This is a genomic window from Virgibacillus sp. LDC-1 (assembly GCF_030137545.1).
In the GTDB taxonomy this organism is placed as follows: Bacteria; Bacillota; Bacilli; order Bacillales; family Amphibacillaceae; genus LDC-1.
Map to the genome: position 1 here is coordinate 1 of NZ_JARUVL010000006.1, position 15,988 is coordinate 15,988.

A 15,988-nucleotide genomic window follows, 5' to 3' on the forward strand; every position below is an offset into this window, starting at 1 on the left:
TTCGTATATAGAGTCGGTTTGACGGCCAGCTCTATTATACCGAAAGGAGATTTGTCTGTTACAACTCTACAAGTTGAATTCTCACACAGGCAGAGCCTGTGGTTTTAAAACCAGTAATAAAAAAATCACCACAATTTGTAGTGATTTTAAAGGTTCATCTTTTCTTTCATATCGTGCAATATTTTTTTTTCTAATCGAGAAACTTGTACTTGTGATATTCCAAGACGTTCAGCAACTTCTGATTGTGTTTGATCTTTATAATACCGCAAATATACGATAAGCCTTTCCCGTTCATCTAACCCGCGAATTGCTTCTTGTAGTGAAAGCTTATCAAACCAACTTGATTCATCCTCGGCTATTTGATCTAATAACGTGATTGGATCACCATCATTTTCAAATACCGTTTCGTGAATGGAATGTGGAGCTTTACTTGCTTCTTGAGCATGAACTACTTCTTCTGCAGTTATGTCTAATGCATTGGCGATCTCAGAAACCGTTGGTGATCTTCCTAATTTCTTTGTTAATTCATCTTTTTTTCTACGTACTTTGTTGCCGATTTCTTTCAGTGAACGACTTACTTTGACACTGCCATCATCTCGTAAAAATCGTTGTATTTCTCCGATAATCATTGGAACAGCATAGGTGGAAAAACGTACATCATAAGACAAATCAAATTTATCAATCGATTTGATTAAACCGATACTACCTATTTGGAAGAGATCCTCTGGGTCATATCCTCTATTAAGAAAGCGTTGAACTACTGACCATACCAATCGTACGTTTCGTTCTACCAGAATATCTCGTGCTGCTTTATCTCCATGTTGACTTCGGTAAATAAAGTCTTTTACTTGTGCGTCAGTCAAGGCATCCTTCATATCTTGTTTCACATTAACATCCATAGACAGCTTCCTAATTACGAACCGTTTTACTTTTTAAGAACTGTTTTTTCATGTAAACGGTCGTTCCTTTTCCTGTATGGGATACTACCTCAACTGAATCCATGAAATTCTCAATAATTGTAAAACCCATTCCGGATCTTTCAAGCTCTGGTTTCGACGTGTATAACGGTTCTCTTGCCTCGTCGACATTTTCAATACCGATTCCCTCATCACGAATAATTAATTCGATCTCATCTTCATACAACATACAGCTTATCGCCACTTTATGATTTGGCTCATTATTATAGCCATGAATAATTGCATTTGTAACTGCTTCTGAAACGACGGTTTTAATTTCCGTAAGCTCATCCATCGTTGGATCAAGCTGCGCTACAAATGAACCAATGGTCACACGTGCAAAAGATTCATTTTCACTCACACTCGAAAACTCAATATACATTTCGTTTTTCATGAAGCCACCCCCAACGTAGCTAATGCATAATTCTCATTTTCCTCTAATCGAATAATTTTAAAGAGACCCGACATTTCAAACAAACGTTTGATTGAAGGTTCAATAGAGCAAACAATCATTTCTCCACCTAATTGTAAAACCTCCTTATACCGTCCTAAAACCACCCCAAGTCCCGAACTATCCATAAACGTCACAGCTTCTAAATTAAGAATGACATGTTTGATTGCATTTTTATACATCATATCCTTCCAATTTTCTCGTAGAGCTTCTGCTTCATGATGATCTAACTCACCTTGAAGCCTTACAATTAAAACATCTTCTCTCACATGAAATGAATAGGTTAATCCCATTTAATTTCCTCCTTACTTTCCTTTGTAGGTTAAGTTCTTTATTAAATGGGAGAAATCCTGCTTAAAGACAAAAGAAGTAACAATTCGTCTAAAATAGATGAAATTATTTTGCTTTCGACATATCTTGCATTGCTCGTTTTAATAAAGTGAAATAGGAAGCTTTTTCAATTGGCTGTTCGACAACTAGCTCCGATTTCCCAATAATGTCCTTTCCTTTATAAATCGTTAGAAATCCAACAGCATCTCCTTTATTTAAAGGTAATTTAATATTGTTATTGATACTAATAGACGTTGTAATATTATCGATTTCCTCACCCTTCTTATAAAGGATACTTAAGGATTGTGGCGTAATAACTTTAAAATTGCTCTGCTCCGCTTTTAGGAGGTCAAGTCTAGTAATGATTTGTCCTTTTTTAAACAGTTGTTTCGTTTCATAATGGTTAAATGCATAATCAAGCATTTGGGATGTGACCGCATTTCTTTTCTTGATTGTATTTGCTCCCATAACAACAGATATAACACGCATATCTCCTTTTTTTGCTGTAGCAGTTAAGCAATATTTCGCTTCATTTGTATAACCCGTTTTTAATCCATCCACACCAGGATAAAATTTCACAAGCTTATTTGTATTTACTAACCAAAATTCGTTCTCTTGTCCTTTTCGTAAATAATCTTCATAAATAGATGTATACTCTGTAATTGATTCGTATTTAAGAAGCTCCTTTGAGATAATTGCCATATCGAATGCGGTACTATAATGCTCTTCGGCTGGTAGTCCAGATACATTTTGAAACTTCGTATTTTCTAAGCCGAGCTCACTAACCTTTTTATTCATCTTTTCTACAAAGGCTTCCTCACTACCTGCAATTCTTTCTGCTAAAGCAACACTAGCATCATTTCCCGAGGCAATTGCAACTCCTTTTATTAGATCATTAACAGTCATTTCTTCTCCCGCTTCCAAAAATACTTGTGACCCTCCCATTGAAGCTGCATTTTCACTTACCCGAACAACTTCATCTTTTTGGAGTTTTCCTTTCTCTAGTTCTTCCATAATTAATAAAAGGGTCATTATTTTCGTCATACTTGCTGGTGGTAACTGTTCATGCGCATTTTTATCATAAAGCAGTTTTCCTGTATCGCGTTCAATCAAAATTGCTGATTTAACGTCCTCGGCAAAGTTTAACTTACTATAATCCTCATTTGTCTTTTCATTCACTTGTTGGCCATGCACGGGAATGCTTGTGATAACATACATAAAACAGATGATCCAGGTAATTACTGCATACTTTTTCATTGTTTACCCTCCAACACATAATATAAATATAGTGTTGCCATTCAACCTGGCATTTATAACAAAAAAAAACACACATAAAAAATGTGTGTTTTGATTAGCTATCCAGATTTTCGATTATTCGGTAACGACATTATAGATTAATGTTGGTGGTGTAACTGTTTCTGTGGAAATATTAATATTGGCATACAGCTTATCCATCACATCTTGTACATCCTCTGAATTGCTGTGAATCGTTAATAAAGCTTCGCCCTCTTGAACAGGATCGCCGACTTTTTTGTGCAACACAATACCAACTGCTAAGTCAATGATTGATTCTTTGGTAGCTCTCCCAGCACCAAGCATCATTGCTGCTGCACCTATTTCATTTGCAACAATCTCTGCAACTGTACCAGATTTTTTAGCTATTAATTCTATTTGATATTTGGCCTGTGGCAATTGTTCGGGGTGATCTACAACCGTTGCATCGCCACCTTGGGAAGCTAAAAATAGCTTAAAGTGTGCGAGTGCCTTCCCATTGCGTAGATTTTCTTCGAGCATTGCTCTTGCATCCTCAATTGTCTTCGCTTTTTGAGCTAGAACAACCATTTGACTACCTAGGGTTAGACAAAGTTCTGTTAAATCATCTGGACCATTTCCTTGGAGTGTATCAATTGCTTCCTTAATCTCTAATGCATTCCCAATAGCTCTTCCTAGTGGTTGGCTCATATCCGAAATAACTGCCATTGTATTCCGACCTACTTTATTGCCAATCGATACCATTGCATGTGCTAATTCCTTCGCATCCGTTTCATTCTTCATAAACGCACCTGCACCCGTTTTAACGTCTAAAACAATGGCATCTGCACCTGCTGCTATTTTTTTACTCATTATAGAGCTAGCAATTAATGGAATAGAACTAACTGTTGCAGTAACATCTCGCAAGCTATATATTTTCTTGTCAGCAGGCGTCAAATTTCCAGATTGACCAATAACAGCAACTTTATTTTTATTTACTAAGTCAATAAATTCATCATTTGAAATTTCCACATGAAAACCAGGAACTGCTTCTAGCTTATCGATAGTTCCTCCTGTGTGTCCAAGTCCTCGTCCACTCATCTTAGCAACTGGAACATCAACAGAAGCTACTAAGGGTGCAAGAATCAATGTCGTTGTATCTCCAACCCCACCTGTTGAATGTTTATCTACTTTAATTCCGTCGATTGCAGATAAATCGATTTTATCACCAGATTCAACCATTGCAGTTGTTAATATTGCCCGTTCCTCTTGATTCATATCCTGCAAATAAATTGCCATTAAAAGCGCACTTACTTGATAATCTGGTATGGAACCATCTGTATACCCATTAACAAAAAATTCAATTTCATCTTTGGTCAGTGCTTTCCCATCTCTTTTTTTCTCAATGATGTCATACATTCTCATTTTTGATCACCTTTTTCATATTAGTTTGGTAAAGACAGAATAATTTTCTTTATAAAGCGCAAGAAATCCTCTCTTACTTTATCTGTCGTTTCAATTACCTCTTGATGAGTTAATGGTTGCTCTAAAATACCAGCTGCCATATTAGAAATACATGAGACTCCAAGCACACGTAAACCAGCATGTGCTGCGATAATAACTTCAGGAACAGTAGACATTCCTACAGCATCGCCACCTAATGTGCGCAACATGTTAATCTCTGCAGGAGTCTCATAGCTAGGTCCTGTATTTCCAACATAAACCCCCTGACGTACGTCTAATTTAAGATTCTGTGCACAGTCTAAAGCAATTTGGATATATTCCTTATCATAAACAGATGACATATCTGGGAATCGAACGCCAAACTCATCGTCATTTGGTCCGATTAATGGATTTGTACCCATGTTATTAATATGGTCAGTAATAATCATTAAGTCGCCAGGTTCAAATGCTTTATTAATTCCTCCCGCAGCATTTGTGACGATGATCGTTTCAATCCCGAGAAGTTTCATGATTCGAACCGGGAAAGTCACTTGCTCCATACTATATCCTTCATAAAAATGAAATCGTCCTTGCATTGCGATCACTTGTTTTCCATTTAACTCTCCTACTACAAGCTGTCCCTTATGTCCTGACACAGTAGAAACCGGGAAATGCGGTATTTCCGTATAAGGAATCGTAACTGGATGCTCTATTTCATCAGCTAGTACTCCTAAACCTGATCCTAATATTAAACCTATTGTCGGTGTCTCCTTTAAATGAGACTGAATAAATGCACTTGCTTCTTTTAATGCAGCATGTTTCATTTTAAATTCCCCCTTACCTCTTATTTAATTTCTGATAAAAAGCTTGTGCCATGATTTGGTTGTTGAATCGCAAAATTATCAGCTATGGTAGCTCCGATATCTGCAAATGTTTTTCGGATTGGAAGCTGTCTGCCAACATCAATTGATGTATGATAAATGAGTAATGGCACATATTCTCGTGTATGATCCGTTCCATGGTGAACAGGATCATTACCATGGTCTGCAGTAATGATTAATAAATCATCATCCGTTAGCTTCTCAAAAACTTCTGGAAGTCTTGCATCATATGCTTCTAACGCTTTTCCATAGCCAATTGGATCTCGACGATGCCCATACTTGGCATCGAAATCAACTAAGTTAAGAAAGCTGATGCCTGTAAAATCTTTATCCATTGATTGAATAAGCTTCGTCATTCCATCTTCATTATCTACCGTTCTTATTGCTTCCGTTACACCTTCTCCATCATAAATATCAGAGATTTTTCCTAAAGCAATCACATCGTGCTTATTGTCTTTTAATTCATTCATCACCGTTCTGCCAAAGGGCTTTAACGCATAATCATGACGGTTTGAAGTTCTTTCAAATGCTCCTGGCTTCCCAACAAAAGGACGAGCAATCACTCTGCCTACCATGTATTTTTCATCTAATGTAAGCTCGCGAGCTATTTCACAAATTCGATAAAGCTCCTCTAATGGTACAACTTCTTCATGTGCTGCAATTTGTAAAACCGAATCAGCAGAAGTATAAACAATGAGTGCACCTGTTTTCATGTGCTCCTCACCGAGTTCATCGAGAATAGCAGTACCTGAAGCAGGCTTATTTCCAATAATAGCTCTACCGGTTTTACTTTCCAATTCATTTATTAACTCAGCAGGAAATCCATCCGGAAACGTCTGAAATGGTTTTTGAATGTTTAGCCCCATAATTTCCCAATGACCAGTCATTGTATCCTTCCCGTTTGAAGCCTCTTCCATTTTCGTAAAGTGAGCTAAAGGAGTTGATTGCTTTTCAACACCTTTAATTTCGCGAATATTACTAAGACCAAGCTTTGCCATATTAGGCATATTCAAGCCACCCATTTGCTCCGCAATATGTCCTAATGTATCTGCACCGACATCGTTAAATTTAGCAGCATCTGGTGCCTCACCAATTCCTACTGAATCCATTACAACTAAGAATACACGTTTAAAGTTTTTCATTCAATTTCCCTCCTATATATGATTTACCCAAATAATCAATTCATATTCGATTAAGAAGTATGATGTCAGACAACTTTATGTAAAAATATTATGCTCTTGGATGAAACGCTTTGTATACATCCTTTAATCTAGCTTTTGTTACATGCGTATAAATTTGCGTAGTAGCGATATCAGCATGTCCCAACATCTCTTGCACTGCTCTTAAATCTGCACCGTTTTCCAATAAGTGTGTGGCAAATGAATGTCTCAACATATGTGGTGTGATCTTTTTATTAATATTGGCCTGAAGTGCGATTTGGTTCAATATTTTCCAAAAACCTTGCCTTGACATCGCTCTACCATGATGATTAACAAATAAAGCGTTTTCTTCAGCACTATTTTTAACGAGCTTACCTCGTACTTCTTCTAAATATTGCTGTAAAGCTGCGGCGGCAGCATCGCCAATTGGTACAATGCGCTCCTTTGAGCCCTTTCCAACACAACGTACAAAACCCATCATTAAATGAAGATCACTCATTTTTAATGAAATTAACTCAGAAACTCGTAAACCAGTAGCATAAAGAAGTTCAATCATCGCCTTGTTACGAATCGCTAATGGTGAATCTAGTTTCAACTCAAGAAGTGCATCTACTTCCTGCAAGGATAATACATTTGGTAGTCTTCGTTCCTTCCGAGGTGTTTCAATGTGAAGACTGGCATCATGGTCCACCAGACTTTCACGTACTAAAAATTGATGAAACAAGCGAATGGATGATGTTGTTCGTGCCAGCGTTGCGGCAGATTTCCCTTCATCCTTTAGCTTGTAGAGAAAACCAAGTATGTCCTTTCGACCAACAGCATTCCAATCCGTTACATGAACGGTTTCACTAATATAACGCTGATAATTTGATAAGTCTCTTTTATAGGAAGAAAGGGTATTGTCTGCAAGTCCTCTTTCAATTAATAAATAGTGAAAAAAATCATCATACGCATGTTTTAGCATATCTGTTACTCTCCAAACCGAAAAAAGACATTGTATTTATCCTTTACGTTTTCATTCTCATTAAAAACTTTAACAGATGGTCCTTCTGGTGTGTCGTATCTATGAAACTGTTCATACTCTGAGTGCATAATACGTAAACCGAAATAGAATAAAAACGTACATGCAATAAATAAAACAAAGACTTTAATTACATCCCAAAGCATATATTTCATCCAACAAATCTCCTCATAATAAAATTATTATTAAAAGATATGCCAAAAAAGACAAGCTTTATACATACAATGGGAAAACAATCTGAAAATCTTGTTTATTTATACCTTATACTCTTAAAATATCGTATTTCATTCATTTTGTAAATAAAATGCACATCCACTTCTAACTTGTTCTAAATGTTTTCACATTTAATAAAAATTGCCTTTTCAAATATAAAAAGGCAAGCGTATCACTTATTAAGATTTTACTGTCGCTTTTTGACATTGTTTGCATATTCCATGAAAGGTTAAGCGATGATCTTTAACCTGAAATCCCCAATCGTTTTCAATGATTTTTTCCACATCGCCTAGCAAGTCATCAACAACTTCTTCAACCGAACCACATTCAATACATACTAAATGATGATGAAAATGCTCCGCGCCTTCCTTACGTAAATCATATCGAGAAACACCGTCACCAAAGTTTATCTTATCTACTATCTTTAGTTCAGATAATAATTCTAATGTGCGATATACTGTTGCTAGCCCAATTTCTGGTGCTTTTTCCTTAACTAATAAATAAATATCCTCCGCACTTAAATGATCTTCTTCTCTTTCCAGCAACACTCTTACTGTTGCTTCTCGTTGCGGAGTTAGCTTGTAGCTTTGCGCGTGGAGCTGCTTTTTTATCCGATCTATTCGATGTTCCATGGCAGGTTCCCTCCTCATATCCCATCTTTATTATATGCACTCCTAATTAAAGTGTCAAAATAAAATGGATACAACAAACAAATGATAATAATTATTATTATATAATCATTATTATAGACAAATGATGTTTTATAGTATTCTCATTTAGAAAAATACGACTGAATAAAAGAACTCATTGCTTCATTAGCTACAAACGCTTCTAATGCCCCTGCGCACATTGCGAAAATGAATAAACCTAAATATACAGAAAGATATTTCCCGAAAGGCTGTAGGACAGGCTCTGTTACTCTTCTTGAAAATAATTTATTTAATAAAATTAGCGAAAATATCATCGATAGACTTCCAGCTATAATGTACACAGGAATAATAATAAAGTTTTGTGGCGCAATCGAAAAAGATGCAAGTAAAAATCCTTCCATACCAAGCTGATTCACAAGAAAGCCAACAGTAAATCCGACAACAAGGCCTTTAATAAATAACAAAATCCATACAATGGGAAGTCCAATAATGGATAGACCTAGAATGAAAAGCAGGAGTAAGTATTTTGCATGATATAAAAAGCTGTTCTTAAAAACTTCACTACTAGAAATTTGACTTTCAGATGCAATTTGACCAAAAAACTTTTCGAGATAAAAGAAAAGCTCTTGTTTTTGAATGACATTCATACTATTTACAATGACCGCTCCAAAAATAACGCCAGTTACAAATAAAATTATCATAAAAACATAAATGGTTGCGTGTTCTCTAAAATGATTTAGTAATTGTCCTTTGCTTGAGTACATGTGGAATTCCTCCATTCGATAAGCTGCTTTCATATAAAACTATGAAGGAATTCCGTTAAAAATACCTTGTATCTATTATTTTTTCGACGGACTACTATTCTTCAGGTAATAATGAGCCGTATTTCCCTCCCCCGCCAGCCTTTATCTTAATTTCTCCTTCTCTCATTTTACATATCAATGTTGCTAGTTTTTCACCTACTACTGATAGAAGCGCTTCATAGGAGGCGTGGTGAAGAACAAACATTTCTGTTCCAAATTTGTTTAGTAATTTTTCATGCGTTTTTGGTCCTAAACCTGGCAAATACTCTAATGGAACTTGATATAAATAAGTCGGGCGTTCATTAAGTGAACCTGCTCCTGACTTTAATTCTTGAATTCGGTCGTAAACCCCTTTTATTACTTTGTTCGAATGACAACTCGGACATTGATCTAATTTGGGTGTCAATGGTAGACTACAATCATCGCAAACCGTTGTGTAATATTTACCTAATTGAGGATTCATACCATAATTTTTCATGATGCTTCTTCCATCTATGTGATGGAGAGCCCATTGAAATTCTTTAAAAGACGGTTGCTCCAATACCATTTCTTGATACTCTCGGGCAATTTTCGGGAGTGAATGTGCATCTGAATTCGTCAAATATGTATATCGATGTAATTCTTCAATTTGATCAGCCATTCCCATATCTGCACTTAAACCTAATTCAATTCCATCAATTAGATCAGGATCAAATACCTCTGTTAATGAGCTTTTTACTCCTTTGCCATACAAGCTTTTAAAAGGGGTGAAAACGTGGGCTGGAATAAAGATACCAGCAAGCTCTTTTACTTTATATTGTAATTCTTTGGCTGTTCCATAATAACGCTGGGTGCTTAATGTAATATTTTTCATTCTCCCTGTTAACCAGGCTGAAAACAATTCTAGATTTTCTAATGTGGGAAAGTAACATAAAACATGGATCGGTCCTTGGCAGGCGTTATCATATACTTCAATTTCTGAACCAAGTATTAACGTAACCTCTTCAAAACGAATCCCGCCATCTGGAAGCTCGCATGCCTGCTTTTTTTCTATTAGCTGCTTTATTTCCAGCTGTACATTGGGAGATTGACAATCAATGATCCCGATCATATTTATTCCTTTATTTCGACTAGATTCCTTTAAAATATTTGTCACCGTTAATGTTTTTGCTCCAGTGATTTTTACTGGCTTATCGAATATATCTCGTCCTATATGAATATGCATATCTGCAAAATACGTTTCTAACATGATTACAACCCCAAACTATCTAAATATAAGATTGAATAATTCGTTTTCGCATCCTGAATTTCTTGATTGTACACAAGCTGCTTTGCTTCATCTAGTGTAAGTTCTAATAATTCTACAAACTCATCATCATCACCAGCAGGTGGTGTTTCTAATTTTGATAGTTGATCCGTCAAATAAATATACATATGTTCATCCGCAAAACCAGGTGATGTATAAAATGAATCAACGAATCGAAGCTCATTTGTTGTATAGCCTGTTTCTTCTTCTAATTCACGTATCGCTGTTCTCTCTGGTTTTTCCCCTTTTTCTAATTTGCCAGCTGGAATCTCAATTAATGTTTTTTCTAAGGCTTTTCGATATTGTTTAACGAAAACAATCTTTTTGTCCCTTGTGATGGCGATAACACCTACTGCACCTGGGTGCTTAATAAGTTCACGTGAAGCTGTTTTGCCATTCGGAAGTAAGACTTCATCTACTTGAAGCTCTACTACATTTCCTTTAAAAATGGCTTTGCTATTTATCGTTTTTTCTTCAAAGTTTTTCATTTAGAGCCATCCCTTCAAAATATATAAAACTAGATATGTTAGTGGTTAATATAGATGGTGCTTCCATTTTAGCATAAATTCTACTCATGAAAGTTATGTAATAGTTGTACTTTGTTCTTTTCCTTTTTAAAATAATGGTAATGAGATGAAAGGTGGAATAAAATGCGAAAAAACAGACTTGGTAAATCAGACATTGAAATGTCAGCATTAACGCTCGGGTGTATGTCACTAGGAACGAATAAACAGCATGCAAAAGCAATGATTGATCGCGCAATTGATGCGGGAATCAATCATTTAGATACAGCTGATCTTTATGATTTTGGTTGGAATGAGGAAATAGTTGGCGATGCCATTCAAGACAAAAGACATCAAATCGTTTTATCAACAAAGGTTGGCAATCATTTTAATCAAAAAAATAAAGAATGGTACTGGGATCCTTCAAAGCAATATATCAAAAACGCAGTGAAAAATAGTCTTAAACGTCTTCAAACTGATTATCTTGATTTTTGTATGCTTCATGGTGGAACAATTGAGGATCCAATTGATGAAACAATTGAAGCATTTGAATCATTGAAACAAGCAGGCTATATTCGAGCTTACGGGATCTCTTCTATTCGTCCGAATGTCATTCATGAATATGTGAAACGGTCGAATATCGACGGAGTGATGATGCAGTATAGCTTATTAGATCGACGTCCAGAGGAAGAAATACTTGATCTTCTTCACAAAAACCACATAAGTGTGTTAGCAAGAGGTCCACTTGCAAAAGGAATACTAAGTAAACATGGCAGTGCACAGATAGAAAAGAAAGCTAGTAACGGTTATTTAGATTATTCAATGTCGGAGCTAACTGCCTTATTTGAGCGATTAAAATCGCTTGTGGATGCCAACGGTTCATCTATACATGAAATAGCATTAACTTACCCGCTTCTACATCCGGCAGTTGTAACAACTGTTTTTGGTGCAAGCAGCATAAATCAGCTAGAAGAGGCTATTGAGATTGATGTACAGACACCAATTTATAAAGATTTATACAATAACCTGCAACAAATAACTCGATTAAATACATATACGAATCATCGAATTTACTAGGCTGAGCGAAAAGGATTTTTCATTCGATAAATCCGAACGAAATATAAGTTACCGTGGAGTAAATGAAGAGAATCCTTGAAAAGAAAATTGTGCGATATGTCGCTACTAAAGCATTCCTTGTCCTTGGAACGGCGCGAACCTCAACTAACTAGGGCTAGAAATTACGCTTTTCCAAGTTAGTTGAGGCTGTGGCCAGGGAAAAGAAAATACTGCAAAATACTAGTTTGATACAATTACGCTTGTTATGTCTTATCCCCATTTTTTTAATCATTTTTATTTTTGATGAAACTGTTTGTGCAATAATGTTTCCATAATATTAGGGAACAAATAATGTAATTTACTTCCTAGCTCCATCCAATATGGCATATTAATTTCCCGTTTGTTTGTAAATAAACGATTGACAATTTTTATTGCTACTTGTTCTGGGTCAAGCATATATTTTTCTATATTTTTCACATATGTTCCTTCTGGATCCGCTACTGCAAAGAAATTTGTTCGAACCGGACCTAGATTTACGGCTGTTACCTTAATTGGATCCTTGGAAAGCTCCAAGCGTAACGCATTTGTATAACCTAAGATGGCATGCTTAGAGGCTGCGTAGTATGAAGCCTTCGGAGTGGCGAGCTTTGCTGCTTGTGAAGCAACCGTAATAAAATGCCCCTCTTTTCTTGCTAGAAAATGTGGTAAAAGAAGTCTAGTCAAATGCATTACCGCAAAGGTGTTTAATTGAAACATCCGTTCAACCTGTTTCCACTCCATCTCTTTAATATATTGAAAAAAACCGATTCCAGCATTGTTAATTAAAGCATGAATCGTTTGCTGCTCTTCTATAATTGTATAAACAATTGCTTCAATTGCTCCTTCATCCTCTAAATCAGCTTCATAACAATAACTCTGAATCCCATATGTAGTTTTTATCTGTTCCATTTCTAACTGCATTTTATCCATTGAACGGGAAATCATAATCGGAACACCACCGTTCGCGGCGATTTTCCATGCGATTTCCTTTCCAAGCCCACTAGAGGCACCTGTTACAATAATCTTCTTATCCTTAATTCGTTTGTTCATAATAAATGAATACCCCGTCTTTCATTCTTTTTTTAATTAGCTTTTTTTCCTCTAAATAATCTAATTGTCCGATTGTTTCAGACATCGTCAAATCAAGTTGCCGCTCATATTGATGAGGAAATAACTGCTGGCATAATTGGAAGGCAGAGCTTGGATGACTCCTTACCATAGAAAGCACCTTTAAAGCTCGCTCTTCCTGCTTTTTAAGTCTATCTTTTATAATGGGAGCGGGCTCTGTAAATATCTTTCCATGTCCTGGAAGAACCTGATTAATATCCATGCGCAAGCATTTTTCTAAATTCTGTCGATATTGGAGCAACGGTTTTGGTCTCTCCTTTTGATTAATCGGCGGTTCCAATAATGGATTGGATGAAATATGATATAGCAAATGATCTCCACCAATGAACGTACCGTCTTTTTCTCGATAAAAAGATAGGTGAGATTGTGCATGTCCAGCAGTATTTACTGTCACCCAATCCTCGTGTCCTGGAAGAAGATCTCCTTCCCCTAAAGTTTTCGTTAGCTTTCCTTTTCCAGCATAGGATAGTGGCTTCCGAAGTTGATCAAGGTATGGATAAAAATGCGCTGGTACACCAGAGCTAATAAAGAGTTCCCTAAAAAATTGTTCATAGGATTGGAGAAAAGCTTCATCTCGAGTTAGCCATGCATCGACCTTCTGATCAGCAACAAGATGCTGAAGACGAGGAAACGCTTCAATTAAACCAATATGATCAGGATGATGATGCGTTAAAATAATTTGTTCAATATCCTCCAGTCCGTATCCGAGTGCATGTAATTGTTCAGTCATGGCTTTTTTTGCCTCAACCGTTTTGATACCCGCATCAATTAAGGTTAGTGTATCTCCTTTTAGTAAATATACATGTGTGTCACCCACTGAAAAAGGTGTTGGTATCGTTAGTTGGTGAATAGAATTTATATGAAATGTCATGTGCATCCCTCCGGAAGTGAATCATCATTCATTATCTTATAGTTTACCTTCATTCATGTCATTTGTCATTGTTCAATTTGACACCGAATGAATTGACTTTATAAGTAAAATAAAACACAATCAAACCAAGAGGTGAAACCATGAAAACTGAAATTATTGCCCATCGAGGTGCAAGTAGAATTGCACCAGAAAATACGATGCCCGCCTTTGAGCTTGCTTATGATATGGGTGCAGAAGGTATAGAAGTAGATGTTCAGCTGACGAAGGACAATGTTCCTGTTCTTATCCATGATGAAAATGTAAAACGAACTACGAATGGACGTGGCTTTATTAAAGACATGACATGGGATACAGTGACATCACTCGATGCAGGAGCTTGGTTTTCTCGCACCTATACTGGAACACAAATTGTAAGCTTAGAGGAATTTTTACGATGGGCTAAAAACAAGCAGTTAACTTTAAATATAGAATTAAAAAATAATAAAATAGATTATAAGCATATCGAGAATATTGTATATGAAATGCTAGCACACTATCAATTGCTTGCAAATAGTACCATTTCTACTTTTAATCCTAATAGTGTAGAAAGAATGAAACAATTTCAACATAAGGTAGGCGTCGCCTTACTTGCTTCAAGGAAATGTGGCAATCTTGTTAAGACGGCTGCTAGCATAGGAGCAAATGCATTACATGTAAAATACCGCTTACTCAATCAGAACTTAGTAAAAGCTTGTCATGCGAAAGGAATGCCACTACGCGTGTATACAATTAATAGCACAAGAAGAATGCATGCTGCTTTTAAAGCGGAAGCGGATGGGATTTTTACAGATGTTCCTGATAAAGCAATAGCCTTCCGAAAGGTATATAATAAGCATAAATAAAATGCGAAAAGATTTAAATATGAAGGAGGAATTTGATGCCCTCGCTTTTTTCACCCATTCAATTTAAGGATATAACACTTAAAAATCGAATTGTCATGTCACCAATGTGTATGTATGCATCTCAGGATGAAACTGGTAAAATCACCCCTTTTCATATGACACATTATATTTCGAGAGCAGTTGGTCAGGTAGGATTAATAATGGTAGAAGCTACAGCAGTTCTTCCAGAAGGACGCATTTCTGCAAATGATTTAGGGATTTGGAATGATGTGCACATTGATGGACTAAAGACTTTAAATGATGAGCTTCATTCCTATGGAGCGAAGACAGCTATTCAGCTTGGTCACGCTGGAAGAAAGGCAGTTCTCCAATCAAACGCCTATGCGCCCTCCCCTCTTTCATTTGATGAAACATCAAAGATGCCAGTTGCAATGGAACAGGGAGATATTAATCGAACAGTATTAGCATTTAAAGAAGGTGCAAAACGCGCGAAAGCTGCTGGGTTTGACATAATCGAAATTCATGCCGCCCATGGCTATTTAATTAACCAATTCCTTTCACCATTAACAAACATACGAACAGATAGGTATGGTGGATCGATTCAAAATCGTTATCGGTTTTTAAAAGAAATCATAGAAGCAATAAAAACCGTCTGGAATGGACCAGTGTTTGTTCGCATTTCAGCGAATGAATACGATGAGAAAGGAAATACAATTGAGGATATACTGTACATTGCTAAGCAAATGAAATCTGCTGGAGTTGATTTAATCGATTGTAGTTCAGGTGGTGTGGTTCCTGCCGCTATTTCTTCCTACCCAGGCTATCAAGTAACATATAGTGAAACTATTAAAAACAACCTTTCGATTTCTACAGGGGCAGTAGGATTAATTACTTCAGGAGTACAGGCTGAGGAAATTATTCAAAATAAGCGAGCAGATCTTGTATTTATTGGAAGAGCACTGTTAAGAAATCCATATTGGCCAAAACAAGTCGCAGATGAATTAAATATTTCTATACCTGCACCTTTAAGTTACAAAAGAGGATGGAAATAACTGCTTTTAGGAGA

General features: G+C 36.3%; 18 protein-coding genes. 3 read left to right on the forward strand and 15 right to left on the reverse strand.

What is annotated here, in order from left to right; translation table 11 throughout:
- Positions 1-146 precede the first annotated feature (146 nt).
- The 13 genes from sigF to QBK89_RS06980 form a co-directional block, all read right to left on the reverse strand.
- Positions 147-899 (reverse strand): RNA polymerase sporulation sigma factor SigF, encoded by a 753-nt coding sequence (gene sigF / locus QBK89_RS06920; protein WP_284140311.1) that lies wholly within the window; start codon positions 897-899, stop codon positions 147-149.
- A 10-nt stretch (positions 900-909) separates the two neighbouring features.
- On the reverse strand, positions 910-1,350 hold the full coding sequence (gene spoIIAB / locus QBK89_RS06925) for an anti-sigma F factor (protein WP_284140312.1): 441 nt from the start codon (positions 1,348-1,350) through the stop codon (positions 910-912).
- Positions 1,347-1,700: an anti-sigma F factor antagonist gene (gene spoIIAA / locus QBK89_RS06930; RefSeq protein WP_284140313.1), complete on the reverse strand. Its 354-nt coding sequence runs from the start codon at positions 1,698-1,700 to the stop codon at positions 1,347-1,349. The genes spoIIAB and spoIIAA overlap by 4 nt, the downstream gene beginning before the upstream one ends.
- Before the next feature lie 103 nt (positions 1,701-1,803).
- Complete coding sequence (locus tag QBK89_RS06935) at positions 1,804-2,994, reverse strand: D-alanyl-D-alanine carboxypeptidase family protein (protein ID WP_284140314.1); 1,191 nt, start codon at positions 2,992-2,994, stop codon at positions 1,804-1,806.
- A 114-nt stretch (positions 2,995-3,108) separates the two neighbouring features.
- Complete coding sequence (locus QBK89_RS06940) at positions 3,109-4,413, reverse strand: pyrimidine-nucleoside phosphorylase (protein ID WP_284140315.1); 1,305 nt, start codon at positions 4,411-4,413, stop codon at positions 3,109-3,111.
- Positions 4,414-4,433: 20 nt separating this feature from the next.
- Entirely contained in the window at positions 4,434-5,255 is an 822-nt protein-coding gene (locus tag QBK89_RS06945) for a purine-nucleoside phosphorylase (protein WP_284140316.1), read from the reverse strand.
- Positions 5,256-5,275: 20 nt separating this feature from the next.
- Complete coding sequence (gene deoB, locus QBK89_RS06950) at positions 5,276-6,454, reverse strand: phosphopentomutase (protein ID WP_284140317.1); 1,179 nt, start codon at positions 6,452-6,454, stop codon at positions 5,276-5,278.
- An 88-nt stretch (positions 6,455-6,542) separates the two neighbouring features.
- The gene (gene xerD, locus QBK89_RS06955) at positions 6,543-7,436 is read right to left on the reverse strand and encodes a site-specific tyrosine recombinase XerD (RefSeq protein WP_284140318.1); all 894 of its coding nucleotides are present in this window, start codon (positions 7,434-7,436) and stop codon (positions 6,543-6,545) included.
- 5 nt (positions 7,437-7,441) lie between these two features.
- On the reverse strand, positions 7,442-7,648 hold the full coding sequence (locus QBK89_RS06960) for a DUF4227 family protein (protein ID WP_284140319.1): 207 nt from the start codon (positions 7,646-7,648) through the stop codon (positions 7,442-7,444).
- A gap of 237 nt (positions 7,649-7,885) precedes the next feature.
- Positions 7,886-8,338 (reverse strand): ferric iron uptake transcriptional regulator, encoded by a 453-nt coding sequence (gene fur / locus QBK89_RS06965; RefSeq protein WP_284140320.1) that lies wholly within the window; start codon positions 8,336-8,338, stop codon positions 7,886-7,888.
- Between the two features lie 140 nt (positions 8,339-8,478).
- Positions 8,479-9,120 carry a stage II sporulation protein M gene (spoIIM, locus tag QBK89_RS06970; RefSeq protein ID WP_284140321.1) on the reverse strand — a complete coding sequence of 214 codons (642 nt, stop codon included), beginning with the start codon at positions 9,118-9,120 and terminating at the stop codon, positions 8,479-8,481.
- A gap of 94 nt (positions 9,121-9,214) precedes the next feature.
- Positions 9,215-10,387 carry an endonuclease Q family protein gene (locus QBK89_RS06975; RefSeq protein WP_284140322.1) on the reverse strand — a complete coding sequence of 391 codons (1,173 nt, stop codon included), beginning with the start codon at positions 10,385-10,387 and terminating at the stop codon, positions 9,215-9,217.
- A 2-nt stretch (positions 10,388-10,389) separates the two neighbouring features.
- A complete protein-coding gene (locus QBK89_RS06980; RefSeq protein WP_284140323.1) occupies positions 10,390-10,932 on the reverse strand; it encodes an NUDIX hydrolase in 543 nt (180 codons plus the stop codon).
- Positions 10,933-11,094: 162 nt separating this feature from the next.
- On the opposite strand from QBK89_RS06980, the gene QBK89_RS06985 reads away from it, so the two are divergent.
- Positions 11,095-12,024, forward strand: coding sequence for an aldo/keto reductase (locus QBK89_RS06985; RefSeq protein WP_284140324.1), 930 nt, complete (start codon positions 11,095-11,097; stop codon positions 12,022-12,024).
- Positions 12,025-12,297: 273 nt separating this feature from the next.
- On the opposite strand, the gene QBK89_RS06990 is transcribed toward QBK89_RS06985, so the two are convergent.
- Positions 12,298-13,092 carry an SDR family NAD(P)-dependent oxidoreductase gene (locus tag QBK89_RS06990; RefSeq protein ID WP_284140325.1) on the reverse strand — a complete coding sequence of 265 codons (795 nt, stop codon included), beginning with the start codon at positions 13,090-13,092 and terminating at the stop codon, positions 12,298-12,300.
- Positions 13,076-14,041, reverse strand: coding sequence for an MBL fold metallo-hydrolase (locus QBK89_RS06995; protein ID WP_284140326.1), 966 nt, complete (start codon positions 14,039-14,041; stop codon positions 13,076-13,078). The genes QBK89_RS06990 and QBK89_RS06995 overlap by 17 nt, the downstream gene beginning before the upstream one ends.
- A 140-nt stretch (positions 14,042-14,181) precedes the next feature.
- On the opposite strand from QBK89_RS06995, the gene QBK89_RS07000 reads away from it, so the two are divergent.
- Positions 14,182-14,922, forward strand: a complete 741-nt coding sequence (locus QBK89_RS07000) for a glycerophosphodiester phosphodiesterase (protein ID WP_284140327.1) — start codon at positions 14,182-14,184, stop codon at positions 14,920-14,922.
- Positions 14,923-14,957: 35 nt separating this feature from the next.
- On the forward strand, positions 14,958-15,974 hold the full coding sequence (gene namA / locus QBK89_RS07005) for an NADPH dehydrogenase NamA (RefSeq protein WP_284140328.1): 1,017 nt from the start codon (positions 14,958-14,960) through the stop codon (positions 15,972-15,974).
- The last annotated feature ends 14 nt before the right edge of the window (positions 15,975-15,988 follow it).